The sequence below is a fragment of the Synechococcus sp. BS56D genome, assembly GCF_004332405.1.
Taxonomy (GTDB): domain Bacteria; phylum Cyanobacteriota; class Cyanobacteriia; order PCC-6307; family Cyanobiaceae; genus Synechococcus_C.
Genome location: NZ_PHQU01000001.1, coordinates 258,661 through 284,079, shown reverse-complemented (window position 1 = coordinate 284,079; position 25,419 = coordinate 258,661). Strand labels below are relative to the sequence as shown.

Here is a 25,419-nt window from a genome sequence, read left to right as displayed (position 1 = left end):
CACCGGCAGGTGATTCTCGGCTTCAACGCCCCGGGCGGAAGAGGTGATCGTGGTCTGGCGAATAGAGCTTGGATCGCTGCCCCTGGGCCTTGAGGGCAGGGCTGATCACGTAGAGCGTGGTGCGGATGAGGTCCCGTTGTTTCGAGACGTTTGCCATCTCTTGGAGTGGGACTACCTGAAGCCACTGATCGGGCCAGCTGACGCGGTAGCCAATGGCGACCGGGGTGTCGGCGGGGTAGTGCTCCATCAGCGTGGCCTGCACCTCATCAACGTGACGGGCGCTCAGATAAAGACAAAGGGATGCTTGCAGGCGGGCCAGGTTGGCGAGTTGCTCCCGCTCTGGAACACCAGTGCGTCCACCGGCTCTGCTGAGCACGATGGTCTGCACTAACCCGGGGATGGTCAGCTCAGCACTTAGCGCTGAAGCGGTGGCTTGATAGGCGCTGAGACCCGGTACCACGTCCACGTCAATGCCTGCATCAGCAAGGCCGCAGACTTGTTCAGCGAGGGCTCCATAAAGACAGGGATCACCATCGTGCAGGCGCACGACCCGCAGGCCTGCCTGGGCCCGCTCGATCATCAGTGGCAGCACCTCTTCAAGCGTGAGAGTGCTGGTGCGAATTCGTTCGCATCTCTCTGGAGCCAGGGCTGCAATCTGCGGTGAGACCAAGGAGTCGGTCCAGATCAGCACCTCTGCAGCCCGCAGACGATCCTCTGCTCTTCGGGTCAGAAGATCGGGGGCACCCGGTCCGGCACCCACGATTGAAACTTGCGCAGGGTTGGGTGTGACGGAGCTGTTCATGCCGGATCTCCCCGTCGAGCGGAGCCAAGATCGGGCAAGGCCCGTTTGCGTCCATACAGCCACCAGAGCCCAACAGCGGCAAGTCCCATGAGAGCAAGGCTCATCAGTTGGGCAATGCGCAAGCCTCCATCGCAGAAGGGTGGTTGGCCGCCGAGGCAAAGCGGATCAATGCGTAGTCCTTCAATCCAGACCCGGCCAAGGCTGTAGGCCAGCAGGTAGACGCAGCTGAGGGCTCCCGCCGGCAGATTGATGCGCCGCTTTCGTCCTTGCAGGAACAAGGTCATCAGCAGGGCGAACACCAGCAGGTTCCAGATTGATTCGTACAGAAACGTTGGATGGAAGTAATCGGCATCAGCGAAGACGGCCGGGCGTTGCGGATAGGCGATGAACAGTTTCCAGGGAAGATCCGTGGGTACGCCAAAGGCCTCCGAGTTGAAAAAGTTGCCCCAGCGGCCGATCGCTTGGCCCAGGGCAACGGATGGCACCAGCACATCGAGCACATCCCAGAACGACTGCCGCCGCCATCGACAGAACAGGATCACGGCAATGGTGCCCGCTAGCAGAGCACCATGGATGGCAATACCTCCACGCCAGATGGCGAACGCTTCCCACCAGGCGCCTTGATAGTTGCGCCATTCAAAGGCCACGTAATAAATCCTGGCGCCAATGACGGCCGCCAACACCAGGATCGGCAGTAGGTCGCTGATCAGTCCTTGTTCCAGGTCTCGCTGACGGGCTAACCAGCTGGAGAGGTTGAGACCGATCAGCACGGCGAGCGCAATCAGCAGGCCATACCAGCGCAAGGCAAAAGGCCCGAGCTGGAACAGCTCGGGCCCGGGTGATGTGAACATCGCGAGGAGTGACACGGAAATCAGACGCCCTCAGCGGCCTGAACTTTCTCCACCTGTTTCTTCTTGAGGACCAGCATGATCTGGGCCAGTGCAACCGCGGCGAAGAAGGCAAGCAGGCCGTAGATGCGAACAGGGTTCTGAAGAACGATTTCACCGTCCATCTGGCCGAAGCCGCCCACGTTGGGATCGTTGGTCAGAGCTTCACCTGCTTCGATCTGGTCACCCACGGCAACGATGAGCTCTGGGCCGACAGGGATGGTTTCGTCGGTTGTGCTGCCATCAGCTGCTTGGATCGTGACGATGCTGGCGCCGTTTTCGCCAGGGGCAATGGCGCTAATGGTGCCTGCTGCAGGAGCGGTGAAAATGGTGTTGTTGCTCTTTTCACCGGTGGGATACACCTGACCGCGTCCGCGGTTGCCACCCACGAAAACCTGGTATTTGCCGAAGTGAATGTTGCTGTCGGCAGCAGGGTCAGGGGAGAGGATCGGGAAGACGATCTCCTGGTGCTGGTCACCGGGGATAGGACCAACGAGAAGAATGTTGGGCTGGTCGTCGCTGTACTGCGTGAAATAGACGCCTTCTGTCTCTTCTTTGATTTCGTCGGTCCAGCGATCCTGGGGAGCCAGGGTGAAACCGTCCGGGAGTTGCACAACGGCACCAACCTGCAGAGGAACTTGGCTGCCATCGGCGCCGATTTCCTGCAGGCCCTGCTCGTAGGGAATCTTCACGGCTGCGGTGAAGACCGTGTCAGGCAGCACGGACTGGGGGAGCTCCACCTGGGTGAGCTTCTTGGCCAAATGGCAGTTGGCGCAAACGATTTTGCCGGTAGCTTCCCGTGGGCTGGCGTAGTTCTGCTGAGCCCAGAAGGGGTAGGCCCAGCTGGCGGCCGGAGCGGTAAAGACAGAAACGCCGACGATCAGAGCGGCGAGGAGAGGGGAGAGGAGGCGACGCATCAGAGCAAGGAGACGGGTGAGAGGGAGGAAGCGCTGAACGAATCAGACCCACCAGGGCTTCTCGCCCGTGCGGAAGTCGGTGTCGGTCCACTGGCTCACGAACACGTTGTCGTTATCGACGCTGACGTTGGCGAGGGCCAGGGACAGGGGAGCGGGACCACGCACCACCTTGCCGGTGGCGTCGTACTGGCTGCCGTGGCAGGGGCACATGAACTTGTTGGCGCCACTGTTCCAGGGCACAACGCAGCCCAGGTGGGTGCAGATGGCATTGATTCCGTAGCTGCCGATGGCGTCGTCGCCTTCAACAATCAGATAAGTGGGGTCGCCTTTGAGGCCCTGCACCAGGCTGCGGTCACCGCTGGGGTGGCTGCTCAGCCAGCCAGTCGCGGTGATCGGGTTACCGAGCTCATCTTTGGCCGTGGTGCCGCCGCCACCACCTGCCGCCCGGGGCGGGATGAAGTAGTTCACCACTGGGTAGAGCGCGCCAAGCGCAACACCGGTCACAGATCCAAAGGTCAGCAGATTCATGAACTGCCGACGACCCATTCCGGGCACATCGCTCGAGGAGGCTTGGGTCATGGCGGAGGCAACCGTCACTGAATGGCGACCATTATGGACGTTGAAGTGCCCATCACGCTTTGCAACGACTGGGCTTTAACGTGTGTTGACGGCCTGTTTCCGTGCTTGAAGCAACTCCCTCCAGTCCCCCTGAGCCTCTGACGGTCGAGGAGGTGATCGGCTGTTTGCGCCAGCGTTGGCAAGCGAGTTACGACCTTCAGCTGGTCGTTCGCCAGGGTCGGCTCTATGTCCAGGTGATGTGGGCTTACCTGGAACAGCAATCGTTCCCCCTCGATGAAGCGGCCTATCGGGAGCACCTTGCTGAGGTGATCGAGGTGGTCAATCGCTTGGCCCAAGCCAATGCTGTGCGCACCTGGCTTGAGAACACCAGGGATCGTCCCCGGCTTGGCAAGGCACTCAGCCTTCAGCTGCAGGGGGCTGAGCGTCTGGAAGAGTTTCTGCTTTGAAGCCCTGGGTGACGGCCACCAGTCCAACGCCGACAAGGAACAGGGCGGTGATCGCTCCTCCCAGCAGCAACATCGTGATCGGGTCTGTGGACGGGGTGAGCACGGCGCCGGCGAGGGCTGCTGCCAGCACGACCCATCGCCAGGCCGCCAGCATTCGCTTCCAGGTGATCAGGCCGAAGAGACCGAGCAGCAGCTGGAGCACAGGCAGCTGAAAGGCCAGACCGGTCGCCAGCATCAGCAGAAGCACGAAATCGAGATAGCGCTCAATCGACCACAGAGGTTCGACCACATCAGCGCCGTAGCTCACAAGGAAGCGAAGGGCTGCCGGCACCAGGGCCCACCAGGCAAAGGCAAGACCGGCCAAGAACAGCACAGCTGATCCCGCCACTGCCGGCGCGATCAGTCGTCGCTCCTTCCTTGTGAGCCCTGGAAGTACGAAGGCCAGGACCTGATACAGCACGAAGGGCAGCGCCAGGGTGAGACCGGTGTAACCAGCCACCTTGAACGACACGAACAGAAATTCACCGGGAGCTAGCTGCAGAAAGTGAATCGACCCCGCCGGCGCTTCGAGAAGGCGGACCAGAGGCTTGACCGCCACCAGGCATCCCAGGGCTGCGATGACCACGGCCAGCAGGCTTTTCAGCACCCGCTGGCGCAGCTCCTCCAGGTGATCCGTCAGCGGCATCTCCACATCGCCGGGCAGCTCAGCCGCAGGCCTGCTGATCCGAATGGGCGGAGGGGGAGCCTGGGGGGAGGCTGCCGCGGCTTTGGGCTCGTTCGGGTCGACGGGGCTCAGGAGGGCAGGTTCTGGCTGGGGTCAGGCTAGAAGTTCTCCGGCGCTCAGTCGCTGTTCCGCCCGTTCCGGCTCCGCCCAGCGCACGGCTCCGCCTCGGTGACGCACCGTGCCGGGGCCGGCGCCAGCGATCCTCTGCAGCTGCTCTACTGGCACCATCACCACTGGCACCCTGCGGTTCCGGCGGGCACGGCTGAACAGGGCGGCCAGATCGGCGGCCAGCTCCAGGTCCGCTTCGCCGGCGAGGCCTGTGGATGCTTTGAGCACCACATGACTGCCTGGGCATTCCTGGGCGTGAAACCAGAGGTCCCCTGGCCGTGCCTGGCGCAGGCTGATCCAGTCGTTCTGGCGGTGATTGCGGCCGACCTGAATGGTGAGGCCAGCGGGACTGCGCAGTTCCAGCGGCTCCGGGCTGCCGTCCCGACGCTGGGGGGAGCCCGTGCGCTTGCTGCGTTGGCGTGGCTGAAGCAGCTCCTCCAGCTCTTGTTTCAGTTCCTTCAGGCGTCCCACCCGCTCGAGGGCTTCGTCCCAGCTGGCTGTGAGGAGATCCTCGAGAAAGCCATCACTCCCTTCAATCAGCTGCAATCGCTGCTGATGGTGTCGTTCACGCTCTTCAAGTTGGGGAACCGCACGGCGGAGCTTGCGCGCGCGCCGATAGAGCTTCTGGGCTTCATCGATTTGTGTGCGCTTCGGTTCCGACAGGCAGAGCAGAGCATCAGCCTGATGCTGCAGGGCGGTGGCCTGCTCGGTTTCTTTCAGCTTCAGCAACTGCTCTGCGAGCTGCCGCTCCTCCCGCTCCCGCCAATGGTCGAGGCTTTGTCGCAGCTCTCGGGCGATCTGCTCCAACTGTCGGCGTTCCAGTTGGTCCCGGTAGTGCCGTCCCAGGCGGAGGCTGAGCGGCTCCTCAGCCTCCGGATTGGCTCCCTCTTCCCCTGACCAGACCTGGTAACGGCCCGCACGATCGATCCGTAACTGGAAGTGCTCATCCTCCAGTTGCCTCAGCCAGCTGTGCCAGCGGCTGTGCAGAGCACGCCATTCAGGCTCGCTGAGCTCCTGCACCGATTGGTTGAGGCGCTGCTTCGACACTTCTGGATCGTCATGCGCCAGTTGCCTTGCCAGGGCGGGGCTGATGCCCTGGTAGCTCTGGCGTAAAGCATCCCCGAGGGGAACCGGCAGCAGCATCAGACGCTCTTGCCAGCGTTCGAAACTCTCCTGCGTCGATGGATGGATTCCTTGCAGCGGTGGGGGCGGTAGGTAGGGATCACCGGTGCTGATCGGTCTGACCCTGGATTGGTGATCACGAACCTGTCGCCCCAGGGCAATCACTCGCTCCTGTTCGTCGAGAAGCATCAGATTGCTGTGGCGGCCCATGAGCTCCAACACAAGCCAGCGTTGGATCTCAGCTCCAGGACGTGGCGCGAATCCGAAGCGCACCACCCGTTCGAATCCGTCCTGCATGAGGCTGACGAGAGCCAGCTGCTTCAGGCTGTGCTGGATCTGTTGCGCCAGGGTGCTGCCACTGCCTTCGCGCCGAGGGGGGGGGATCTGCACCAGCCTGGCCAGCTCGGCCTGCCAGCTCAGCTCGAGCCACACCATGCCTTTCAGCGTGCGAAAGCCCAGCTGGAGACCATGGGCGTCTGGCTGCTGGGCCTTCTCAAAGCGGCTGGGCAGGATGCGTCCGCGTAGGTCGCTCAGAACAGCCCGTAGAGCTGTGAGGTCCATCACCTGGGGCGAGGCACTGAGCGGAAAGGGCTTGACCATGGCGGCGGCCGAGTTCTGCCGAGCGGATGCCTTCCTACCCTGCGGATCGATCGGAAGCAATCCATGGTCCCCCCTGACACATCCGCCAGGCTCACGGTGCTCACCGGGCCCAGTGGTGTCGGTAAGGGCACATTGGTGGCCCGTCTGAGGGAGCGTCATCCCCATCTCTGGCTCTCCGTCTCCGCCACCACCCGATCGCCGCGGTCGGGGGAAGAGGAGGGGGTTCATTACTTCTTCCACAGTCGGGCCGCGTTTGATGCCCTGGTGCAAGCCGACGGCTTACTCGAGTGGGCGGAGTTTGCAGGACATTGCTATGGAACTCCCCGGCAGCCGGTGCAGGAGCGTCTAGCTGAGGGAGTGCCAGTGCTGCTGGAAATTGAGCTTGAGGGCGCCCGCCAGGTGCGACGCAGCCTTCCAGATGCGCTTCAGATTTTCCTTGCCCCTCCCAGCCTGGAGGAGCTGGAGCGGCGGATTCGTGGCCGAGGAACAGAGGCCGAGGAGGCGATTCAGCGCCGACTAGCGCGGGCCCGTGAGGAACTGGACGCTCAGTCGGAATTTGATGCCGTGGTGGTGAATGCTGATCTGGACAAGGCTCTGTCCGAGCTTGAGCGGCTGATGGGGATGCACAGCCATTGAGGATGCACAGCCATCGAGTGAGCCATAAAAAAAGGAGGGTCTTCACCCTCCTTTCATCGTGATGGGATTGGCTCCATGCCTCGGAGGGCGATCAACCCATCGGGTGGAAGAGAAGATCGGGGAAGAATCGGTTCCACTCGATCAGGATGCCGGCGGTCAGGGTGAACCAGATCGCGGCAACGACGGGAGCGGTGGTGAGGAATTTCTGCATCGGATCAGGGCGCTTGGATGGAATAAAAACGGAGATCTCAGCGGGGCGAGATGGTGACCTTGTTGTCGCTTTCCAGCAGCTTGCCGCTGGTGAATTCGCCGAAGGCAGCCAGGGGCCAGGTGGCCGCGGCGATGCAGCTCTTCAGAGCAAGGGGGAGATCAATCTGGATCTCTTTGGTGTACTGCTCCTTGGTCCCGCGGGTGGCTTTCAGGTATTCGCGACCGGCCCAGCCGATGCAACCTGCGATGTAGAGGAACATCAGGCCGGGATACACGAAATCACCGGCGTGGCTCCAGCGACCATCAACGATCAGGTGAGGCAGGCCATCGTCACCGCACACAGCCTCGCTGTACATCTCGAAACGAGCCTTGGCTTGGGGGGTGGTGGCTGCCGCAGCACGCTGCTGGAAGCGGGCGCTTTCAGCGCAGGGGGTGAGACCTGCCACATCAGCCTTGGCAACGGGGGCGAAGCCGAAAACGAGCAGGGCCGAAAGCGCAAGGGCAAAGAGACGACGCATCGGATCGATTCCTGGTTGGGCCTGCCCCAGACGGCAGGATGTCACTAGCGGACAGTAGTGGAGGCTGACCAACCGGATGACAACACTGCTGGCCCTCGAAACAAGTTGTGACGAGTCGGCCGCCGCCATCGTGCGGCAGACAGACGTAGGAATCGAGGTTCTGGCCCACGGCATCAGCTCCCAGGTGGAGGAGCATGCCCAGTGGGGTGGGGTGGTGCCCGAGATCGCTTCGCGAAGGCATGTGGAGGCGTTGCCTTTTCTTGTCGAGCAAGCGCTGGCGTCCTCGGGGCTCTCCATGGATGCGCTGGATGCTGTGGCCTCGACCGTTGCTCCCGGGCTCGTGGGGGCGCTGATGGTCGGTTCGATCACGGCGCGCACCCTGGCGGCTCTCCACGGATTGCCATTTCTAGGCATTCACCATCTGGAGGCTCATCTCGCATCCGCTGCCCTTGGGGAGGCTCCGCCGGAGCCTCCCTACCTGGTGTTGCTTGTCAGTGGTGGTCATACGGAGCTGATCCGGGTGGATCTAGAGGGGCGCATGCATCGGCTTGGCCGAAGCCACGATGACGCTGCTGGCGAGGCTTTCGACAAGGTGGCCCGCCTTCTGGGTCTCTCCTATCCAGGTGGGCCAGCCATCCAGGCCTTGGCAGTGGCCGGGGATTCCTCCCGCTTTCAGCTGCCCAAGGGTCGGGTGTCGAAACCCGGTGGTGGCTATTACCCCTATGACTTCTCCTTCAGCGGTTTGAAGACGGCGATGTTGCGGCAGGTGGAGGCCTGCCGCGCCGATGGCGCCGAGCCTCCCTGGGTTGATCTCGCGGCCAGCTTCGAACAGGTGGTAGCCGATGTTTTGGTGGAACGGAGCCTGCGCTGTTGCCGCGACCAGGGGCTTCATCGCCTTGTGATGGTCGGTGGGGTTGCCGCCAACCGTCGTCTGCGTGCACTCATGGCCGACCGGGGCCAGGCCTTGGGGGTATCGGTGCAGATCGCCCCGCTCGCTTACTGCACCGATAACGCCGCCATGGTGGGAGCGGCAGCGCTCCAGCGCCTGCAACGCTCCACTGCGGCCAGTCGCCTTGGCCTCGGCGTGGCAGCTCGCTGGCCGCTTGAGGATGCGGATGCCCTCATGGCTTCGCCACCACCGTTCTGACCCGTCGTCCTTAGAATTTCTTCCACCGCAGCGGAGTCATGGCATCAGCACCTAGACCTGATTCCGCTGCTTCTGAGCAGGATCATTCCTCCACTGACGCTGGCGGACCTGGGCCCAGCACGGTGGCTGGTGGTGAGCTCAACGCTTGGCGTCGTGGCTTTACGCCCCAGGCGGAAATTTGGAACGGACGTTTGGCGATGCTTGGCCTGTCCGTGGGCATTGCCCTGTTGTTGATCCTGCGTGTGGTCGGCGGCTCCCACTCCTGATCGAGGACCTGCCTTTCAGCTACGGCCTCTGAGCGCCTGCGCCAGTTCGTTCGGTCGAAGACTCACCGCCACCGCCTCGGGTTCCCCTACACGACCCGAATCGACCAGGGCCTGAAGCGATTGATTGATGGTGACCATCCCATCGAAGCCGCTCCTGGCCATGATTTCCTCCACCTCGTCGAGGGCCCCCCGCTGGATGTAATCGCGACAGGCATCGGTGTTGATGAGGATGTCGTGATAGGCGGCCCGCTTGCCATCGGTGGTGCGGATCAGCCCTTGGGCGATGACCCCCAGCAATGCTTCCGAGAGGGCGCGACGCACGCTCTCCTGTTCTTCCGGGGGGTGCATGCCGAGCACGCGTTCAACGGTTTTGACCGCTGAATTGGTGTGCAGGGTCCCAAACACCAGGTGGCCCGTCTGAGAGGCCTCCAGAGCGGTGCTGAGGGTCTCTCGGTCACGAATCTCGCCGACAAGAATGACGTCCGGGTCCTCCCGGAGGGAGGCGCGTAGAGCGTTCTGAAACGTGAGCGTGTGTTGCCCCACTTCGCGATGGCGGATCAGCGACTGGCGGCTTTCATGCACGAACTCGACTGGATCTTCGATCGTGAGGATGTGGCGGGTCTGGTGGCGATTGATCCAGTCGATCATTGCGGCCAGGGTCGTGCTTTTGCCCGACCCTGTGGGGCCGGTGACCAGCACCAGTCCCTTCGGTTTCGAGGCGAGTTCCCGAAGCACGGCCGGGAGCTGCAGCTCGTCAAGGCTCAAGATCCTCTGGGGGATCAGACGCAGCACCATCGCTGGCCCGCGCAGGGAATCGAGAAGGTTGATGCGCACCCGCACAAAGGGAAAGGCATGGGAACCATCGAATTCCTTGCTGCGTTGAAAGGCATCGATCTGATGCGGCGTGAGGACCTCCTGCAGCCAGCCCTGGAAGTGCTTGTGGTCTGTAATCGGCCAGTCGGTCGAGATCATTTCACCCCTTGACCGGTAGCGGGGCACCTCGCCAACCCCGAGGTGCACATCAGAGTGCCCCCGTTCATTGGCGATGCGCACGAGCACCTCAAGCGTGGGCATGGTGCCGGGATCGCTGGATGAGGGTGGGGCCGCCATGGGCGCTCCTGGTGCCGTGCGGGCCGCGGGGATCGCTGTTGGGGCAGCTGGTGAGGCAGCGGGGAAACCAGGCGGCAGGACCGAATCACCCACAGGGAGCAGCGCGAGGACCTCCCTTCAGCTTCGCCAGCACAGCGCATCTGGCAAGTCGTTGCTGCTGAGGAGGGCTGAAATCACCGATAGGATCCGGCTTGTTTCATCGGCTTTAACGCTGTATGGCAGGTCTGCCGCGGGTGACGATCGTCCTGGGAACCCGGCCGGAAGCGATCAAGCTCGCCCCGGTGATCCAGGAGTTTCAGGCCTGCGATCGCCTGGAGACCCGTTTGGTGCTCACCGGGCAGCACCGGGAGATGGTGACTCAGGTCATGGACCTGTTCGGTCTGAAGGCCGACCGCGATCTCGATCTGATGGCGCCGCGTCAGACCCTCACCCATGTGACCTGCGCAGCACTGCAGGGCCTCCGCGACGACTTCCAGGCGTTCCCCCCGGCACTGGTGCTCGTGCAGGGGGACACCACCACGGCCTTCGCTGCTGCTCTTGCTGCGTTTTACGAGCAGATCCCCGTTGGCCATGTGGAGGCTGGTTTGCGGACCGACAACCTGCTGGATCCCTTTCCAGAGGAGGCCAATCGACGCTTGATCTCCCAGGTTGCCCAGCTGCACTTCGCCCCGACCACGCGCTCCGAAGCCAATCTCAAAGCTTCCGGTGTGGTGGGCCAGGTGATGGTGACCGGTAACACCGTGATCGATGCCCTGCTGCGGATGGCGGAGCGGGCTCCCCTCCTGTCTGATCTGCCCATCGATTGGGAGCGGCAGCGGGTGATCCTCGCCACGGTCCACCGTCGTGAGAACTGGGGGGATCGCCTGGCTTCGATCGCTGCCGGGATGTTGCAGGTGCTGGAGGACCATCCCGATGCGGCCCTGCTTCTGCCTTTGCATCGCAATCCCACCGTGCGTGAACCTCTGCAGGCACTGCTGGGGGCGCATCCGCGCGTGGTGCTCACTGAACCGCTCGACTACGACCGGTTGGTGGCCGCGATGAAGGGCTGCACGCTGCTGCTCACCGACTCAGGCGGCCTGCAGGAAGAAGCCCCTGCCCTGGGCAAGCCCGTGCTCGTGCTGCGACGCACCACCGAGCGACCGGAAGCTGTGGATGCTGGCACCGCTCGCCTGGTTGGCACTGACGCGGCCACGATTGCCGCTGAAGCCTCCCGGCTGCTGAGTGATTCCCAGGCCTATGAGGCCATGGCCCGGGCTGTGAATCCCTTCGGCGATGGTCAGGCCAGCCGCCGGATTCTGGAGGCATCACTTGCCCTGCTCGAGCGCTGAGAGTGGGACGGCTGTCAGTGGAACTGTCTTCAGTGCCTGCAGGCGCTACCGCTGGATCCTGAGCCGCAGTCTTGGTGGCGGCCAGGCCCCCAGCCTGATCTTCATCGGCCTTAACCCCTCCCGTGCGGATGGCGAGAGGGATGACCCAACCTTGCGGCGACTGCAAGGCTTCGCTCGGTCCTGGGGCTACGGACGGCTCGTGGTGCTCAATCTTTTTGCCCTGGTGACCCCTTCACCAGCGGTGCTGCGCCGCAGCGCAGAACCGGTAGGGCGGGCCAATGATGCCGTGCTCAAGGCCTGGTTACGTCGCTGGTCTCTGGCGCCGCAGCAGTGGGATCTCTGGCTGGGCTGGGGGGCTGCCGGTGGACTCCATGACCGGGATCAGAGGCTGCTCGCGCTCCTCCGTGCCGTGCTTCCCCAGCGTCTGGCATGCGGTGGGGCCCCCCCTGGTGTGCTCGGTCTCACACGCGGGGGCTATCCCCGCCATCCCCTCTACCTCCCTGCTGGCCAGCTGCTGCAACCTTGGATCCAGGCAGAGGAGCCGCAGGTTCGTCATCCTGTGCCAAGGGCTCAGGGAGGTACGGTTCGCAGATGACTCGCCAACCCCGTCGTTATGCGGTGTCCCTCCATCTGATGGGGGGACAGACCGAGATGGTCCATTTCCCAAGCCTGGAGCAGTTCCAGCAGTGGTACCAGGGGCTGGTGAATGCTTCCCCCAACGGGGGATTCGTGAACGTGCCGCTCGGAGATTTGGAGGGGGAGTATCTGGTGGTGCGTCCCGACGCAGTCATAGGCCTTCGGGTGGAACCTCAGTTCACCTCGATCGATGACGCCTGAGCGGCTGGGACTGCTCTGGGGCGTCACCGTGTTTGCGGGGGCCGCTGCAAGGCTCCTGTCAGCACTTTCAGGGTTGCCGGGAGTCGTCCTACTGCTCCTCTCTGGACTGCTCATTGGCCGCTCCGGCCTAGGCCTGGTGGAACCGCTCGATCTCGGCCAGGGGCTCGAGACGGTGGTGGGGCTGTTGGTCAGCTTGGTGCTTTTCGACGGTGGGCTGAACTTGAGGCTGCCGGGAGACACGATCAAAGCGACCGTGTTGCGGATCTCTCTGATCCGTCTGCTGCTTTCGCTTGCTGCGGGCCTGTTGGCAGCCCACTGGCTTGCTGGGCTCGGTTGGTCGGTGGCAGCGGTTTACAGCGCGATCGTGCTGGCGACAGGGCCCACTGTTGTGACGCCGTTGGTGCAGCAGATTCGGCTCGCCCCTCCTCTGGGAGATGTCTTGGAGGCGGAGGGGCTGGTGCTTGAGCCGGTTGGGGCGGTGCTGGCCCTGCTGCTGCTGGAGTTGTTGCTGGGTGATTTGCATGGATGGCGGGAGTTGGCCATTGGCTTGCTCTCCCGACTGGGTGGTGGTGTGTTGATTGGTGTGGCCTGCGGCTGGCTGCTGTCAGAGGCGCTGCAACGGCTCAAACCGGATCCGGCGGTGGGGTTGCGCCTGCAGCTGACCCTGGGGGTTCTCTTTCTGATGTTTGGGGCCTGCGAGTGGCTGCTGCCCGAATCCGGGCTCCCCGCTTCTGTGGCTGCTGGCGTGGTCGTGGGCCGCAGGCCCTCCACCGATGCGGCCCAGCTCGATGCTCTGATCCGTGAGCTGGCAAGGCTGGCGATCACGATGTTGTTCCCACTCCTCGCCGCAGATGTCTCCTGGGCGGAGCTAAGCCCGCTGGGCTGGGGAGGCATCAGCTGTGTGCTGGTGCTCATGGTGCTCGTGCGGCCCGTGGCGGTCAGCGTGGCCACGGTTGGCCTTCCACTCGACTGGCGACAGCGATTCTTCCTGAGCTGGTTGGCACCCCGTGGCATCGTCACCGCGGCGGTGGCGTCTTTGTTTGCGATTCGCCTGGAGCAGGCCGGTGTGCTTGGTGCCGGACGACTCCAGGGCCTTGTTTTTCTGACGATCCTGATGACCGTTGGCCTCCAGGGACTGACCGCTCAACCGTTGGCTCGGATGCTTGGTCTGATTGCTGCTGACGAGGACGAAACGGTGGATGCGACTGCCGATTCCGCAGCTGCCGATTCAGAGGCAGCGCTGAAGGCGTTGCCTGTCGTGCCCGATCCTGGCCAGTAGCCCCCAGGTGGTCATCAGGTCAGGGCCTTGAAGCCGTCCCAGCAGGGCGGCGCGCAGACTCTTCATGAGCACCCCTTTCTTCACCCCGGCCTGGTCAACCGCCTCTTTCAGCAGTGCTTGCCCGCGCTCGCTGTCGCAACCATCCCAGGGGGCTGACTCCAGCAATGCGTTGAGGGCTGCCAGGGCCGGTCGAGCTCCCTCCTGGTCCAGTTGAGACAGGGCATCGGCCTCCAGGTCGGGTTCGATGAAGAAGGGCCGCGCCTGCTCGATGCCGTCGTTCAGAAGGGTGAGAGACGGTCCGAGCAGCTCAGCCAGGGCCTCCTGCCAGGCCTGATCCGCAGGCAAAGTCCATCCCTGCGCTTGCCAGAGGGGGGAGAGGGCCATAAGCAGCTGCGGCGCCTGCCATCCATGCAGCACCTGGGCATTGAGCCAGTTGAGCTTGTCCCAGTCAAAGCGGGCCCCGGCCTTGTTAACCCGCTCAAAACTGAAGACGGAGGCCGCATCTGCGAGGCTGAAGCGCTCCTCCATCCCTTCGGGAACGGACCAGCCGAGGAGGGTCATGTAATTGGCCAGGGCTTCTGCGGTGTAGCCCATGGCACGAAAGTCGCTGATGGAGGTCACCCCATCACGTTTGGAGAGCTTGCGCCCCTCGGCATTGAGGATCAGCGGGGTGTGGGCGAACTGGGGGGCTTCGAGGCCCAGGGCTTCATAGAGAAGCAGTTGCTTGGCGGTGTTGGCGATGTGATCTTCGCCGCGGATCACGTGGGTGATCGCCATGGCGGCATCATCCACCACCACCACAAGGTTGTAGAGGGGATCGCCGATTGCATCGGCGGGGGCCCGTCGGGCGATCACCATGTCGCCGCCGAGATCAGCACCGCTCCAGCGCATGGCGCCGCGGATCATGTCTGTCCAAGTGATCGATGCATCATCGTCGATGCGGAAACGGATGACAGCAGTTCGGCCCTCGGCCTGGAATGCGGCCTCCTGTTCAGGGCTGAGATTGCGATGGCGGTTGTCGTAACGCGGGGCCTGGCCTGCCGCACGCTGACGGTCCCTCAGGGCATTGAGCTCCTCCTCCGTTGTGTAGCAGCGGTAGGCGAGACCACGGTCGAGCAGGGTCTGGATCGCCTGCCGGTGCTCCTCGATCCTGGTGCTCTGCACCACGGGCTCATCATCCCAATCGAGACCGAGCCATTGCAGGCCGTCGAGGATGTTGGCGGTGAATTCTGGCTTGGAGCGCTCGCGATCGGTGTCTTCGATGCGGATCAGGAAAGAGCCGCCCATTCGCCGAGCGAATAACCAGTTGAACACCGCCGTGCGAGCCGTGCCGATGTGAAGGGTTCCCGTGGGGCTGGGGGCCAGACGAACGCGAACGGACACTGCTGGCAGAAGGTTTGGAACGGGACCGACGGGGCTCGAACCCGCAACTTCCGCCGTGACAGGGCGGTGCTCTAACCAATTGAACTACGGTCCCAGGCTGACCATCGACAGGACTTCATGCCCTGAGCGGTTGACCTGTGTCGCCTGCGCGACCAAGAAAGTATCGACCTCCGCCCTGCCCTCCGTCAACTCATCGGTCTCGAGGGCAATCGAGAACTGGTTTTATGCAGATCTCGAATGAATCGGCAAATTCGCCTTCATCGATTCAGATGAAGGGGGGTATCGGTGACATAAAGGAACCGCTACAGGTTGCTCGGCTTTCCTTTGCTCTCGGTTGATGCCTTAAGGATGCTGGATTACCAGCTCTGGCTGCGTTCCGGCGAGCAGGCGGCCGCCCGCCTGCACTGTTCTCAGAGCACGGTGTCGCGCAACAATAGTCAGACCCTGGCGCTCTTCGGGCTGTCGTGCCACCGGCGGGCTGGGGAGTGGCAGCTCCAGGGCGACCAGGGCCTGCTGCTGATGGAGCGTCGCGTCCATCAGCTGGCGCGACTGCGCTGCGGCATGGCTCCTGCGCGGATTGAGGCCAATTTCTGGGCAGTCCCAGCCTTCCTCGATCCTCTCCCCGAAGGCTGGGAGGGGGGAGTCGCAACCCATGTGGGTATGGCTCGCCCGCTGCAACTCCTGAGGGAGCGGGTGATCGACGCCTGGATCGGTAGTTATCAACCCGATCTGCCTGTGGATGATCCAGACCTTGCGGTCTTCGATCTCTGTGCCACAGCAGTGCATTTGGTTGCTGCTGTAGATCACCCCTTGGCGCATCAGGCTGAACTGAGCGAGGAGGATCTGAGCGCGTTCCCGAGCCTTGCCCTGCCGCCAGGGATGTTCCCTCGTACTGAGGCGATTCTTCGCCGTCAGGGTCTCTGGCGGACCCGTGTGCGCATGAAGCGCTACAGGCCAGAGTTCTGGCAAGGGCGCACGGAAGATCAGGTGACGTTGACCTACGCCAACTGTCTGGCACTGAATGTGATGCCGGGGTTGGTGCGGCTGGATTACGACCTAGGGCTGACCAGCGGTGAAGCTCTGGTGGTCCGGCGTGATCTGAAGGATGAAGCCCTCATCCAAAAGCTGCTGGCTTCTCTGCGGCAACGCTGCCTTCAGCTGGCTGAGCGTCATCCTGACCTCTGGCCGACGTTGACGACCCTGCCAGTCGCTGAAGAGTTGAGCGTTCAGCAGCCGGAACAACCCCTGGAGACCAAAGGCATGACGGCATGAACCAGGCATAAAAAAAGGTCCTGCCGGGCGGCAGAACCTCGTGAGATTTGAATTCCGATCCGTCAGGGTCGGAAGCCGGCAGGTTCAATCAGGCGCACCTGGTTACCGCGGGCAGTGAATTCACGACCCTGGTCACTTTGAACAACCACGCGACCACCGGATTTGACACGGATCACACGGGCACGAACCCAGCCGAGAGCGGCTGACTCAAGCACCTTGACGACATCACCAGGTTGTAGATCCAACTCCATGCTCAAAACCGGGAAACTGCATGAGGGGTCATCGGACGCGCCGTGGAGGACTTGAACCCCCGACATCAGGTTTTGGAGACCTGCGTTCTACCAACTGAACTAACGGCGCAAGGCGATGGACCCCTCGACCACCGCCGGAGCGATGGCATTGGATTGAACGAGGCCGGAGCCTCAGCGATCGAAGCGCTGCTTCACACGAGTGGCCTTGCCCACCCGGTCTCGCAGATAGAAAAGCTTCGCCCTGCGTACCTTACCGCGGCGTTCCACCTTGATGGAGGCCACCTGGGGGCTGTGAAGCATGAACACACGTTCAACGCCGATGCCCTGGAAGATCCGACGCACGGTGATGGTGGCATTGAGGCCGCCATGGCGCTTGGCGATCACAACACCTTCATAGGGCTGAACGCGTTCTTTGTTGCCCTCACTGATGCGAACGCCCACGCGAACGGTGTCGCCCACGTAGATGTCAGGAAGCTCGGATTTCAGTTGTGCGGCTTCAAATTCCCGGATCAGAGCTTCTGCTCCGAGCTTGGCCACTGCTTTTGCTGCAGGAGTCTCAGGCTTGCCTGCAACGGCTGCAGGCTCTTCCACTGCGGTGGCAGTGACCTCGCTCTCGGTTGTCACCACCTCAGTGGCTTCCTCCTTCGGGGAGGTCTCTTTCGGATCCGCTGCCATCCCAGCTCCGGGTAAACACGCCAAACAACCAGCTTACCCTTTCGCCTCCCCTTGCTCCCTTGATGGCGTTCCGAACGGTCGTTTCCACTGCTGCACGAGCATCGTCGCGCCGGTGATCAGCATCCAGAGGAGCCCAAGGCCATTCAGGAGCACCAGCACGGGTTCCAGCTCGGGGCCCAGCCACTCGCCTTCATGCAGCACCATCAGCCAGTGCACCTGGTCTCGACTGAAACCTGCCCAGTCCCTTGCCAACCGGTAGCCCACCCCTGAACCAACGGTGAGCAGCAGCGGCATCAAAACGAAGGGCGCCAGCCAGCGATGGCATTGGCGGATGCTGCGCAGCCAGACCAATCAACCTCCTCCTCGCGTTCAACATTGATAGCGTGACGGAATCGACTATCTGTCGCGGGTTACCGCCAACGTTTGATGAATCTGTTTGCTGACCTGCTGGCAGCCTCTGGCGGTGCCAAGGCCACCGCGACTGGACCTCGGATCCAGCAGCGCCGTGGTGTGGAAGTGAAATCAGCCCGCGAGCTGAAGATCATGGCCCGGGCCAGCAACATCGTGGCGTCCGTGTTGCGCGAGATCATGGCGTCGGTGGAACCTGGTCAGACCACCGCTGATCTCGATGCCCTCGCCGAACGACGGATCCGCGAGCTCGGTGCCACCCCCAGTTTCAAGGGCTATCACGGGTTCCCAGCCAGTATCTGCGCAAGCATCAACAACGAGGTGGTGCATGGCATTCCCAGTGCCAAACGGGTGATCCGCAAGGGGGATCTCCTCAAGGTCGACACGGGTGCGTATTTCGAGGGCTATCACGGTGATAGCTGCGTCACCATCTGCGTCGGCGAGGTGCCTGAGCAAGCCCGCACTCTCAGTCGTGTTGCCCAGGAGTCGCTGATGGCTGGGCTGGCTCAGATCAAGGCCGGCAACACGCTGCTTGACATTGCTGGTGCCGTGGAAGACCACGTGAAGGCGAATGGATTCAGCGTGGTGGAGGACTACACGGGACACGGCGTTGGCCGCAATCTCCACGAAGAACCGTCCGTGTTCAATTTCCGCACCGATGAGTTGCCCAACGTGACCCTGCGGCCGGGGATGACGCTTGCGGTGGAGCCGATTCTCAATGCAGGCAGCAAGCGCTGTCGAACCTTGAAAGACCGTTGGACCGTCGTCACCCAGGACGGCAGCCTCTCCGCGCAGTGGGAGCACACGATCGTGGTCACGTCCGATGGCTGCGAGATCCTCACCGATCGGGGGGATTGCTGATCAGCCTGTTGTAAGCGGCCCGCCCCAGTTCGCTCAGGGGCATCAGTAGATAAGTCAGGGGGTTTGGGGTCACGATCACCAGAGGCAGTCCGAGCCCGGCCTGCAGGATCACTTGTCCCGCCACCCAATCGGCTGACATCACGCCAATGGGATTCAGTTCGGACCGGAACGGTCCTAGTACGAGCTTGCGTAGGCGCAAGGTTGGGATTGGGCTGCGCTGATGCTCACTCCAGCGGAGGCTCACCAGTTGTCCGAGCAGACGCTTGCTCAGTTCATAGGCGGGGCTTAAGGCGGGCTGGATCTCCGCCTCCGAGGTGTTCACCCAAACCTCCCGTGGCTCGGAGCCGGGAGGCAGCTCCGCGGCGATCCGCTCGTAGTGCTCCAGCAGTCGCCAGCTGCTCATGGCGTTCACCTCCAGGGCGCGATTGAGGGTGAGGCTGCGCTGGTCAGCCCCTGGATTGATCCCGTGGTTGAGCACCAGCAGATCCAGTTGGGCCAGAACAGGTGCGAGCTCCTGCTCGCGGCCGCAGTGCCACTGCACCCAGCTTTGACTTGCCGTGTTTGCGCTTGCCGCATCGCAGGGGGGCTCTCGGTGCGTCAGGCCCACCACGTGCGCGCCTTGGGCCTGAAATCGACGGCTCAGGGCCTGGCCCAGGGCTCCCTGGGCACCGGTGATGCCGATCCGGCGACCCTGCCAACGCTTGTGGTCGACGGCGGATGGGTGGGAGCTGCTCTGGGCCATTGCTCCAGCTTGGGGCATGCTTTGGGGGACTGGCGGGATTCGTGCCTACACCATCCCTCGATGCTCAGATGGCTTTGTTCGCTCCCTACTGCGGCGGTCGCAGTCGAGAGCAAGACCTGCTGCGGGTTCTGGCCTATTGGTCGGGGGGGGAGGTCCGCGGTGTGCGGAGTCTCATGGAGGCCTCTCCTCACCGGTTCGATCTGCGCTGGCAACCGGTCCGGGCACCGCTGGAAAGCACCGCTTGCATACTCAACATCGAGGCGGAGCCGCCGCTCGCCTACCGCTTCTCCGTTCCCGCCCATCAGCTGATGGTCTGGTTGATGGAAAGCGGTGATCGTTCTGATCGGCTGGAGCTCCCCGACCGCTTCTGGCAGTGGTTGCTGCTGGAAGCGGGAGCCGAAGACCTCTAAATTGCAACACCAAGAGCGCGCCGGGTCGGGTCATGGGCAACACCTTGCTGATCGGATCCTGTGAACCTTTCAGCGGGAAGTCCGCCTTAGTGCTGGGTTTAGCTAGAGCCCTCGCGAGTGGTGGCCGCCAGGTGCGGTTCGGCAAACCGCTGGCCACCAGCCTCGAGTGGAGTCCCTCCGCAGGGCCGCTCCCCGATCCGCTCATCGATGACGATGTGCGCTTCGTCGGCAGCACCCTTGGGCTTGGTGATGGTCAGCTGATCCCCTCATTGCATCTGCTGTCGCCGGTCACGGCGGATGCACGCCTCGCCCAGGGCCAGCTCGCCGCCGGTGATGGTTTCATTCAGCTGCGGAACGAGCTCTCTCAGCATCAGGACGGGGTCACCTTGCTGGAGGCAGCAGGCAGTCTTCACGAAGGCCTGCTTTATGGCCTCAGCCTTGTGCAGCTGGCCCAGGGCCTTCAGGCACCGGTGGTGCTCGTGCATCTTTGGCAGGACAGCCGCAGCGTTGATGCTCTGCTCGCGGCCCGTGACCAGCTCGGTGATCGCTTGATGGGCATCGTGCTGAATGCCGTCACCCCTGATGAAGTGGAGGAACTGCAGCGTCATGTGGTGCCCGCCCTCGAGGGGCTTGGCCTGCAGGTCTTTGGCGTGATGCCTCGTTCGCCCCTGCTGCGCAGCGTCACCGTCGGAGAACTTGTGCGTCGTCTCGATGCAAGGGTGATCTGCTGTGAGGAGCGGCTTGAACTCCTGGTGGAGACCCTGAGCATTGGCGCCATGAATGTGAACTCAGCCATGGAGTTCTTCCGTCGACGCCGCAACATGGCCGTGGTGACGGGCGCGGATCGTACCGACATTCAGCTGGCCGCTCTTGAGGCGTCCACCCAGTGTCTGATCTTGACCGGTGCCGGCGAGCCCCTGCCCCAGCTGATCACTCGCGCCGATGAATTGGAGGTGCCTCTCCTGAAGGTGGAGAGCGACACGCTCGCCACCGTTGAAGTGATTGAACAAGCCTTCGGGCATGTCCGTCTGCATGAGGCGGTGAAGGCCACGTATGCCTTCCGGCTCGTGGAGGAGCACTGTCAACTGGATCGCATTTTCTCCGCCCTCGACCAGTCGGCCTGACAATCCTTTTGGCACTGCTAGTTTCAATTTCAAATTGGCGGGATGTCCTTGAGCCGCTCCCTTGACCTTCCTGCCCTCGATCGGGTGGACACCCTGGCCCAAGAACTGGCCCTGCTTCAGGACAAGGGAAAACGGCGGATCGCAATTCTTGGTAGCCGCCATGTGCCAGTGGTGGCCATCCATCTGATCGAACTGATCGCCCGCTCTCTGGCCCAGGAGGGGCACTCCCTGATTACCTCAGGAGCCCAAGGGGTCAACGCAGCGGTCATCCGCGGTGTGCTCGAAGTCGACCCCGCGCGCCTCACGGTGCTCCTGCCCCAGAGCCTCGATCGGCAATCACCGGAGATCCGCGATCAGCTCGAACGGGTGCTGCATCTGATTGAGAAGCCCGAGCATGACGATCTGCCCCTGCCGATGGCCAGCAGTCTCTGCAATCAGGACATCATCAACCGCTGTGACCAGTTGATCTGTCTGGCTTTCCATGACAGCGAAACCCTGCTGAACAGCTGCCGCAGTGCGGAGGACATGGGCAAGGTTGTGAGTCTTCTGTTCTTCGACTGATGTTCAGGGCCGGAAACGGGCGATGACCTGCAGCTGGGTGCCGTCACGCCCCACGACGAGCACCTGGTCGCCGTTTCTGATTGCCTGGTCGAGATCCAAGGAGCTGGCGGCCCAGCTCTGACCATGCCAGCGCACCCGACCTGCGCCGCCCGGGGGGATAGCACTGATCACTTCAGCCAGATCCTCCCGTTGGCGCTCCTGGCCAGGACGTGGATTGCGGCGAGCCGACCAGCGGCTGAGCCAAACGGTGCCGACGACGGTCAGCACCAGGAACAACAGAATCTGCACCAGCAGCGGCAGAGGGGTCAGGGCCGTCAGCAGAGAGAGCAGCAGTGCTGCAAGGGCCGCGACCATCAAGCCGTCGAAGCTGGGTTGGGCCAATTCCAGGCTCAGAAGCCCCCCAGCGATCAGGAGCCAGATCAGTGGAATCCAGAACGGGGGCATCGGCTGGCGGTTTGTGGTTCTGAATCCCCACTCTGCAGTCCCCGGCCTTGATCGGCAGAGTGTTGCCGGCTCGAGGCACTGTCCGTAGGGTCCGGGAAGTGGGTGCTCAAGGGATGGAAGCCTTTCTCGGTCTGCCGGCGCTGGTCTTGATTGCCCTGCTGGGCAGCGGAAGCGTCAAGGTCACGAGCGGAGGCCGTTCTCGTCTGGTGGAGCGCCTTGGCAAATACGACCGTGAACTGCAGCCGGGCTTGTCCTTCGTGCTGCCGGTGGTGGAGAAAGTGGTGAGCCATGAATCGCTGAAGGAACGGGTGCTGGATATCCCCCCTCAGCTCTGCATCACCCGTGACAACGTGTCGATCGAAGTGGATGCCGTGGTGTATTGGCAGCTGCTCGAGCACTCCCGCGCTTATTACGCGGTCGACAATCTTCAGGCGGCGATGGTCAATCTGGTGCTCACCCAGATCCGGGCCGAGATGGGCAAGCTGGATCTCGATCAGACCTTCACCACCCGCAGTGAGGTGAATGAGTTGTTGCTGAAGGAACTGGATGAGGCCACGGACCCCTGGGGTGTGAAGGTGACCCGGGTGGAGATGCGCGACATCAATCCATCACCGGGTGTGAAGCAGGCGATGGAGGCGCAGATGACGGCGGAGCGGGAGAAGCGCGCGGCGATCCTGCGCTCCGAGGGCGAGAAGGAATCTCAGCTGAATGAGGCCCGCGGCCGTGCGGAGGCTTTGGTGCTAGATGCCCGTGCCCAGAAAGAAGCGCTGCTGCTCGATGCAGAAGCCCAGGTGAAGCAGCAGGAACTGCTTGCGAAAGCCAAGGCGGAGGCTGCCCTGGAGCTGGCCCGTGCCCTAGAAGCCAACCCGAAGGCCGCCGAAGCGATGCGGTTGATGTTGGCGAAGGATTGGATGGCGATGGGTGAACAGCTGGCCGAGGCCCCAGCCGGCAGTGTGCTGATGGTGGATCCCCAGTCGCCCGCCTCCTTGCTGGCAGCACTCAAGCAGTTTCAGCAGGGATAGAGAGCGGGCGGTGGTTGGTTGTTTGTGCTACGCACGCTTTAGAAAAAACCGCTAAAAAAGATTTCGAAACTCAGGCGCATCAGGCTGCTGCAAAGCAGTTGATTTTTTATGTTTCTCACCGTCTTTGGTCAGAAGGGAGGGGTCGCCAAAACCTGCACAAGTGTGCATTTATCTGCGGTCTGGGCAAGACGAGGATTCAATGTCTGCCTTGTTGATGCTGATCGCAATCGATCAGCGACGGCCTATGGAGCCAGGGGGTTGCTTGATTTCTCGGTGGTTCCCATCGAGGCGGCGGCCAAGGCGACCCGTGCTGCCGACATCGTTGTGACCGATGGTCAGGCCAGTAGTCAGGATGACGAGTTGAACAGGCTGTCTGAAGGGTCTGACCTGATTGTTCTGCCGACTACCCCACAGGCTCGATCGGTTGAACTCACGATTGAGCTGGCCTCAATGTTGCGAAGCAAGGAGGTTCCAGCTTGTGTGTTGATGGTGAAAGTTGACTCGCGTAAGCAGCGGTATGCCCACGAAGCCAAGGCAATCCTGGTGGATTTTGGTTTGCAAGTTCTCAGTGCTGAAATTCCTCTGCTGGCAGCCTTTGATAAGGCTGAGGTGCAGGGAAGCATCGTGATGGACGCGGTGGATGATCGTGGTCGAGCTGATCGTCGGCGCATGCTCGGTTGGACTGCCTACTGCGCGGCTGCTGCTGAGATTGAATCGATCCATCGGGCTGCCCAGGCCGAAGCCGGTGACTCCGGGCTGGATGGACTTGCGGCCTGATGGCTACCCGTTGAAGCTTCAGGCAGTGGCGAGCAGGGCGCGGAGGCCTTCGACATACAGCGTGCCTGTGCACAGCAAGGCGCTGGCCCAGCAGAGACCACGGAGGGGCGGCACATTGCCGACGTAGGCCCCGATGTAGAGGAGACGAAGGAGCGGCTGAAGCAAGGCCGCTGTGATTGCGGTGTTGGGAAGTACTCCGCTGTGCAGAGCTGCGATCACACAGAGCAGGGCAGCGGGAGCGTGGAGAGTGAAGGCTTCGAAGCTGTTCTGGTGGGCCCAGCTGGCCCGTCGTCCCCAAGTGGGCAGGCGTTCGAACATCGCCCGGGGCGCACCCATGTCGGCCATGGTGAAATCCGCCTGGGAGCGGGCGGCTCCGAGGGGCACGATGCTCAGGACGACAACGGCCCCTGAAAGCAACACCGACCAGGCGTAGGGTGCCGCGGCACTGGCGGTGAACAGGCTGGTCAAAGGCATCGGCGGCCGGTTGCAGTGCCCTTTTCTAAGCTGCGGGCAACCGGATGAATGCCATGGCCAGCACCTTTTCCTTTGATGTGGTCTCGGATTTCGACCGCCAGGAGCTGGTGAACACCCTCGATCAGGTCCGTCGGGATATCGGTACCCGCTACGACCTGAAGGACTCGGGAACGGAGATTGAGCTGGAGGAAACCGAGGTGGTGATCACCACCGCCAGCGATATGACTCTCCAGGCAGTGGAGGATGTGCTGCGAACCAAGGCCACGAAGCGCAATCTTTCCCTCAAGATCTTTGATTTCCAGACGCCGGAGGCCGTGGGTGGTAACCGGGTGAAGCAGGTGGTGAAATTGCGCAAAGGCCTCAGTCAGGAGATTGCTAAGAAACTGAGCAAGATTGTGCGCGATGAGCTCAAGAAGGTGACGGTGGCGATTCAGGGAGAGAGCCTGCGCATCACCGGAAAGAGCAAGGACGACTTGCAACAGGCGATTCAGTTGCTGAAAACGAAGGAGGAGGAGTTGGATGTTCCCCTGCAGTTTGAGAACTATCGCTGAGAGAGCCTGGTTTGAATTCAGTTGAATTGTGTGCCCACCTGCACGGAGAAGCTGTTGTTGACCTTCGGTAGCGTTAATGAGTTGTAGATTGTTTTCCCGGTTAGTGCAGTAAAGAGCTTTTTGCTTCCGTTAGGGAAAATCTTTAAGGTGCCGCTGAAGGTGTTGCTTGGGGAGATGCCATTGAGGTAGGCCCCGTTGAATTGATTGCTTACTAGCAGGTTGAAGTATTGATTCGGTGTCCAGTTCAAACTTGCCCGAGCACTGCCACCCGCCAGGTTGACTCCGCAGGTCGCCGAGGTGTCGCAGTTACTGCCACCCCAGATGCTCTGGAGTGATGGGCCCGCCGAGAGATTAATCGTGGTGGTTTTGGTCTTCACGACATCGATGCCAAGCCCAACGCTGTTCGTCAGGGTGTTGGAACCCACGTCATTGAGTGTGTCGTAATCAAAGACGCTGGCGGCGTAAGCATTCAAGCGGGGATTGAGCTGGCGGGTGTAGCGCAAGTTCGCATCACCCTGATTGGTGTCTGTTGTGTTTGTTGTCTCGCCGTTGTCTCGGGAGATTTCAAGCTGGGCCTGGGCGGAGAAGCTCAGCTCCTCGTTGTTGGTTTTGTAGCGCGTAGCGAGGCTGGCCGTCCCCCCTGCTGAGAAGTCATTGTCGGAATTGCTGCCATTCACACCGAGAGCCAAGCTGCCAGACCAAGGAGATCGTTTTGCGGTCGGTTTCAGGTCTGAGACCTGAATCTCCAGTCGCCCGAGGTTGGGGTGAAGAATCACCTTGACGGTTTCGTTGCTGTCTTCCGTGATCAGTGTTCCCGTCAGCTTGTCGCCGTTCTGAAGCAGCAGGGTCACGCTTTCAGCATGAGCTTCGGCTGTTGCCGCAGTGATCGCTAGGCCTGCTGTCAGCAAGCAATGAAGGAGGCAGGGGCGGCTGTCCAGGCAGATGAAA

33 protein-coding genes and 2 tRNA genes are annotated in these 25,419 nt (G+C 62.2%); 16 read left to right on the top strand and 19 right to left on the bottom strand.

Going from position 1 to position 25,419, the window contains the following annotated elements; genetic code table 11:
• Positions 1–22: 22 nt before the first annotated feature.
• From cobM to petC, 4 genes are read right to left on the bottom strand one after another with little or no spacing between them, the layout of a single operon-like run.
• The gene (gene cobM / locus CWE17_RS01635; RefSeq protein ID WP_131454601.1) at positions 23–802 is read right to left on the bottom strand and encodes a precorrin-4 C(11)-methyltransferase; all 780 of its coding nucleotides are present in this window, start codon (positions 800–802) and stop codon (positions 23–25) included.
• A complete protein-coding gene (gene lgt, locus CWE17_RS01630) occupies positions 799–1,653 on the bottom strand; it encodes a prolipoprotein diacylglyceryl transferase (RefSeq protein WP_131454819.1) in 855 nt (284 codons plus the stop codon). Before lgt ends, cobM begins: the two co-directional genes overlap by 4 nt.
• A gap of 20 nt (positions 1,654–1,673) precedes the next feature.
• The gene (gene petA / locus CWE17_RS01625) at positions 1,674–2,606 is read right to left on the bottom strand and encodes a cytochrome f (RefSeq protein ID WP_131454600.1); all 933 of its coding nucleotides are present in this window, start codon (positions 2,604–2,606) and stop codon (positions 1,674–1,676) included.
• A gap of 42 nt (positions 2,607–2,648) precedes the next feature.
• Entirely contained in the window at positions 2,649–3,185 is a 537-nt protein-coding gene (gene petC, locus CWE17_RS01620; RefSeq protein ID WP_131454599.1) for a cytochrome b6-f complex iron-sulfur subunit, read from the bottom strand.
• Between the two features lie 101 nt (positions 3,186–3,286).
• Between petC and CWE17_RS01615 the strand changes: the two genes are divergently transcribed.
• Positions 3,287–3,631, top strand: a complete 345-nt coding sequence (locus CWE17_RS01615) for a DUF3067 family protein (RefSeq protein ID WP_131454598.1) — start codon at positions 3,287–3,289, stop codon at positions 3,629–3,631.
• On the opposite strand, the gene tatC is transcribed toward CWE17_RS01615, so the two are convergent.
• Positions 3,582–4,316 carry a twin-arginine translocase subunit TatC gene (gene tatC, locus CWE17_RS01610; protein WP_131454818.1) on the bottom strand — a complete coding sequence of 245 codons (735 nt, stop codon included), beginning with the start codon at positions 4,314–4,316 and terminating at the stop codon, positions 3,582–3,584. The two genes, CWE17_RS01615 and tatC, sit on opposite strands and share 50 nt — an antisense overlap.
• A 132-nt stretch (positions 4,317–4,448) precedes the next feature.
• Complete coding sequence (locus CWE17_RS01605) at positions 4,449–6,185, bottom strand: NFACT family protein (protein WP_131454597.1); 1,737 nt, start codon at positions 6,183–6,185, stop codon at positions 4,449–4,451.
• Between the two features lie 63 nt (positions 6,186–6,248).
• Between CWE17_RS01605 and gmk the strand changes: the two genes are divergently transcribed.
• Complete coding sequence (gene gmk / locus CWE17_RS01600) at positions 6,249–6,821, top strand: guanylate kinase (RefSeq protein WP_131454596.1); 573 nt, start codon at positions 6,249–6,251, stop codon at positions 6,819–6,821.
• Positions 6,822–6,912: 91 nt separating this feature from the next.
• On the opposite strand, the gene psaJ is transcribed toward gmk, so the two are convergent.
• Complete coding sequence (gene psaJ, locus CWE17_RS01595) at positions 6,913–7,032, bottom strand: photosystem I reaction center subunit IX (protein WP_007101790.1); 120 nt, start codon at positions 7,030–7,032, stop codon at positions 6,913–6,915.
• A 37-nt stretch (positions 7,033–7,069) separates the two neighbouring features.
• Positions 7,070–7,549, bottom strand: a complete 480-nt coding sequence (locus CWE17_RS01590; RefSeq protein ID WP_131454817.1) for a Photosystem I reaction center subunit III — start codon at positions 7,547–7,549, stop codon at positions 7,070–7,072.
• A gap of 76 nt (positions 7,550–7,625) precedes the next feature.
• Between CWE17_RS01590 and tsaD the strand changes: the two genes are divergently transcribed.
• A complete protein-coding gene (gene tsaD, locus CWE17_RS01585) occupies positions 7,626–8,696 on the top strand; it encodes a tRNA (adenosine(37)-N6)-threonylcarbamoyltransferase complex transferase subunit TsaD (protein WP_131454595.1) in 1,071 nt (356 codons plus the stop codon).
• Positions 8,697–8,734: 38 nt separating this feature from the next.
• Complete coding sequence (locus CWE17_RS12340; RefSeq protein WP_240789195.1) at positions 8,735–8,962, top strand: high light inducible protein; 228 nt, start codon at positions 8,735–8,737, stop codon at positions 8,960–8,962.
• A gap of 15 nt (positions 8,963–8,977) precedes the next feature.
• Here CWE17_RS12340 and CWE17_RS01575 read toward each other — a convergent pair whose 3' ends face one another.
• Positions 8,978–10,072, bottom strand: a complete 1,095-nt coding sequence (locus CWE17_RS01575; protein ID WP_206338339.1) for a type IV pilus twitching motility protein PilT — start codon at positions 10,070–10,072, stop codon at positions 8,978–8,980.
• Positions 10,073–10,287: 215 nt separating this feature from the next.
• Between CWE17_RS01575 and wecB the strand changes: the two genes are divergently transcribed.
• Genes wecB through CWE17_RS01555 form a run of 4 tightly spaced genes read left to right on the top strand, consistent with a single transcriptional unit; the run spans position 10,288 to position 13,516 of the window.
• The gene (wecB, locus tag CWE17_RS01570) at positions 10,288–11,400 is read left to right on the top strand and encodes a non-hydrolyzing UDP-N-acetylglucosamine 2-epimerase (RefSeq protein ID WP_131454593.1); all 1,113 of its coding nucleotides are present in this window, start codon (positions 10,288–10,290) and stop codon (positions 11,398–11,400) included.
• The gene (locus tag CWE17_RS01565; RefSeq protein WP_240789194.1) at positions 11,381–11,995 is read left to right on the top strand and encodes a DUF1643 domain-containing protein; all 615 of its coding nucleotides are present in this window, start codon (positions 11,381–11,383) and stop codon (positions 11,993–11,995) included. Before wecB ends, CWE17_RS01565 begins: the two co-directional genes overlap by 20 nt.
• The gene (locus tag CWE17_RS01560; RefSeq protein WP_131454591.1) at positions 11,992–12,237 is read left to right on the top strand and encodes a hypothetical protein; all 246 of its coding nucleotides are present in this window, start codon (positions 11,992–11,994) and stop codon (positions 12,235–12,237) included. Before CWE17_RS01565 ends, CWE17_RS01560 begins: the two co-directional genes overlap by 4 nt.
• Positions 12,227–13,516 carry a sodium:proton antiporter gene (locus tag CWE17_RS01555; RefSeq protein WP_131454590.1) on the top strand — a complete coding sequence of 430 codons (1,290 nt, stop codon included), beginning with the start codon at positions 12,227–12,229 and terminating at the stop codon, positions 13,514–13,516. Before CWE17_RS01560 ends, CWE17_RS01555 begins: the two co-directional genes overlap by 11 nt.
• Here CWE17_RS01555 and gltX read toward each other — a convergent pair.
• Both gltX and CWE17_RS01545 read right to left on the bottom strand, forming a co-directional pair.
• Positions 13,466–14,899: a glutamate--tRNA ligase gene (gene gltX, locus CWE17_RS01550; protein WP_131454589.1), complete on the bottom strand. Its 1,434-nt coding sequence runs from the start codon at positions 14,897–14,899 to the stop codon at positions 13,466–13,468. The two genes, CWE17_RS01555 and gltX, sit on opposite strands and share 51 nt — an antisense overlap.
• Positions 14,900–14,919: 20 nt before the next feature.
• Positions 14,920–14,993: transfer RNA gene (locus CWE17_RS01545), tRNA-Asp, on the bottom strand.
• Between the two features lie 254 nt (positions 14,994–15,247).
• Between CWE17_RS01545 and CWE17_RS01540 the strand changes: the two genes are divergently transcribed.
• Entirely contained in the window at positions 15,248–16,171 is a 924-nt protein-coding gene (locus tag CWE17_RS01540; protein WP_131454588.1) for a LysR substrate-binding domain-containing protein, read from the top strand.
• A gap of 62 nt (positions 16,172–16,233) precedes the next feature.
• Here CWE17_RS01540 and CWE17_RS01535 read toward each other — a convergent pair whose 3' ends face one another.
• From CWE17_RS01535 to CWE17_RS01520, 4 genes are all read right to left on the bottom strand, one after another.
• The gene (locus tag CWE17_RS01535) at positions 16,234–16,422 is read right to left on the bottom strand and encodes a hyperconserved protein Hcp (RefSeq protein ID WP_006043540.1); all 189 of its coding nucleotides are present in this window, start codon (positions 16,420–16,422) and stop codon (positions 16,234–16,236) included.
• A gap of 36 nt (positions 16,423–16,458) precedes the next feature.
• Positions 16,459–16,531 (bottom strand) — tRNA-Trp (locus tag CWE17_RS01530).
• A 62-nt stretch (positions 16,532–16,593) separates the two neighbouring features.
• On the bottom strand, positions 16,594–17,097 hold the full coding sequence (gene rplS, locus CWE17_RS01525) for a 50S ribosomal protein L19 (protein ID WP_131454587.1): 504 nt from the start codon (positions 17,095–17,097) through the stop codon (positions 16,594–16,596).
• A gap of 33 nt (positions 17,098–17,130) precedes the next feature.
• The gene (locus CWE17_RS01520; RefSeq protein ID WP_131454815.1) at positions 17,131–17,391 is read right to left on the bottom strand and encodes a PepSY domain-containing protein; all 261 of its coding nucleotides are present in this window, start codon (positions 17,389–17,391) and stop codon (positions 17,131–17,133) included.
• A gap of 132 nt (positions 17,392–17,523) precedes the next feature.
• On the opposite strand from CWE17_RS01520, the gene map reads away from it, so the two are divergent.
• Complete coding sequence (map, locus tag CWE17_RS01515; protein WP_131454586.1) at positions 17,524–18,366, top strand: type I methionyl aminopeptidase; 843 nt, start codon at positions 17,524–17,526, stop codon at positions 18,364–18,366.
• Here the strand turns inward: map and CWE17_RS01510 are convergent.
• A complete protein-coding gene (locus CWE17_RS01510; RefSeq protein ID WP_131454585.1) occupies positions 18,344–19,126 on the bottom strand; it encodes an SDR family oxidoreductase in 783 nt (260 codons plus the stop codon). The two genes, map and CWE17_RS01510, sit on opposite strands and share 23 nt — an antisense overlap.
• 23 nt (positions 19,127–19,149) lie before the next feature.
• On the opposite strand from CWE17_RS01510, the gene ebsA reads away from it, so the two are divergent.
• Genes ebsA through CWE17_RS01495 form a run of 3 tightly spaced genes read left to right on the top strand, consistent with a single transcriptional unit; the run spans position 19,150 to position 21,203 of the window.
• The gene (gene ebsA, locus CWE17_RS01505) at positions 19,150–19,518 is read left to right on the top strand and encodes a type IV pilus biogenesis protein EbsA (RefSeq protein ID WP_240789192.1); all 369 of its coding nucleotides are present in this window, start codon (positions 19,150–19,152) and stop codon (positions 19,516–19,518) included.
• A 32-nt stretch (positions 19,519–19,550) separates the two neighbouring features.
• Complete coding sequence (locus tag CWE17_RS01500; RefSeq protein WP_131454584.1) at positions 19,551–20,642, top strand: phosphotransacetylase family protein; 1,092 nt, start codon at positions 19,551–19,553, stop codon at positions 20,640–20,642.
• Positions 20,643–20,684: 42 nt separating this feature from the next.
• A complete protein-coding gene (locus CWE17_RS01495) occupies positions 20,685–21,203 on the top strand; it encodes a DNA recombination-mediator protein A (RefSeq protein WP_131454583.1) in 519 nt (172 codons plus the stop codon).
• A 3-nt stretch (positions 21,204–21,206) separates the two neighbouring features.
• On the opposite strand, the gene CWE17_RS01490 is transcribed toward CWE17_RS01495, so the two are convergent.
• Positions 21,207–21,647 carry an NfeD family protein gene (locus CWE17_RS01490; protein WP_131454582.1) on the bottom strand — a complete coding sequence of 147 codons (441 nt, stop codon included), beginning with the start codon at positions 21,645–21,647 and terminating at the stop codon, positions 21,207–21,209.
• Between the two features lie 113 nt (positions 21,648–21,760).
• Here CWE17_RS01490 and CWE17_RS01485 point away from each other — a divergent pair, with 113 nt between their 5' ends.
• Together CWE17_RS01485 and CWE17_RS01480 are read left to right on the top strand one after the other, a co-directional pair.
• On the top strand, positions 21,761–22,669 hold the full coding sequence (locus tag CWE17_RS01485; protein WP_131454581.1) for an SPFH domain-containing protein: 909 nt from the start codon (positions 21,761–21,763) through the stop codon (positions 22,667–22,669).
• Between the two features lie 108 nt (positions 22,670–22,777).
• The gene (locus CWE17_RS01480; protein ID WP_131454580.1) at positions 22,778–23,446 is read left to right on the top strand and encodes a ParA family protein; all 669 of its coding nucleotides are present in this window, start codon (positions 22,778–22,780) and stop codon (positions 23,444–23,446) included.
• Between the two features lie 18 nt (positions 23,447–23,464).
• Here the strand turns inward: CWE17_RS01480 and CWE17_RS01475 are convergent, their stop codons facing one another.
• A complete protein-coding gene (locus CWE17_RS01475) occupies positions 23,465–23,920 on the bottom strand; it encodes an MAPEG family protein (protein WP_131454579.1) in 456 nt (151 codons plus the stop codon).
• A 53-nt stretch (positions 23,921–23,973) separates the two neighbouring features.
• Between CWE17_RS01475 and CWE17_RS01470 the strand changes: the two genes are divergently transcribed.
• Positions 23,974–24,471, top strand: coding sequence for a YajQ family cyclic di-GMP-binding protein (locus CWE17_RS01470; RefSeq protein ID WP_131454578.1), 498 nt, complete (start codon positions 23,974–23,976; stop codon positions 24,469–24,471).
• Positions 24,472–24,488: 17 nt separating this feature from the next.
• Here CWE17_RS01470 and CWE17_RS01465 read toward each other — a convergent pair whose 3' ends face one another.
• Complete coding sequence (locus CWE17_RS01465) at positions 24,489–25,322, bottom strand: DUF481 domain-containing protein (RefSeq protein WP_240789191.1); 834 nt, start codon at positions 25,320–25,322, stop codon at positions 24,489–24,491.
• Between the last annotated feature and the right edge of the window lie 97 nt (positions 25,323–25,419).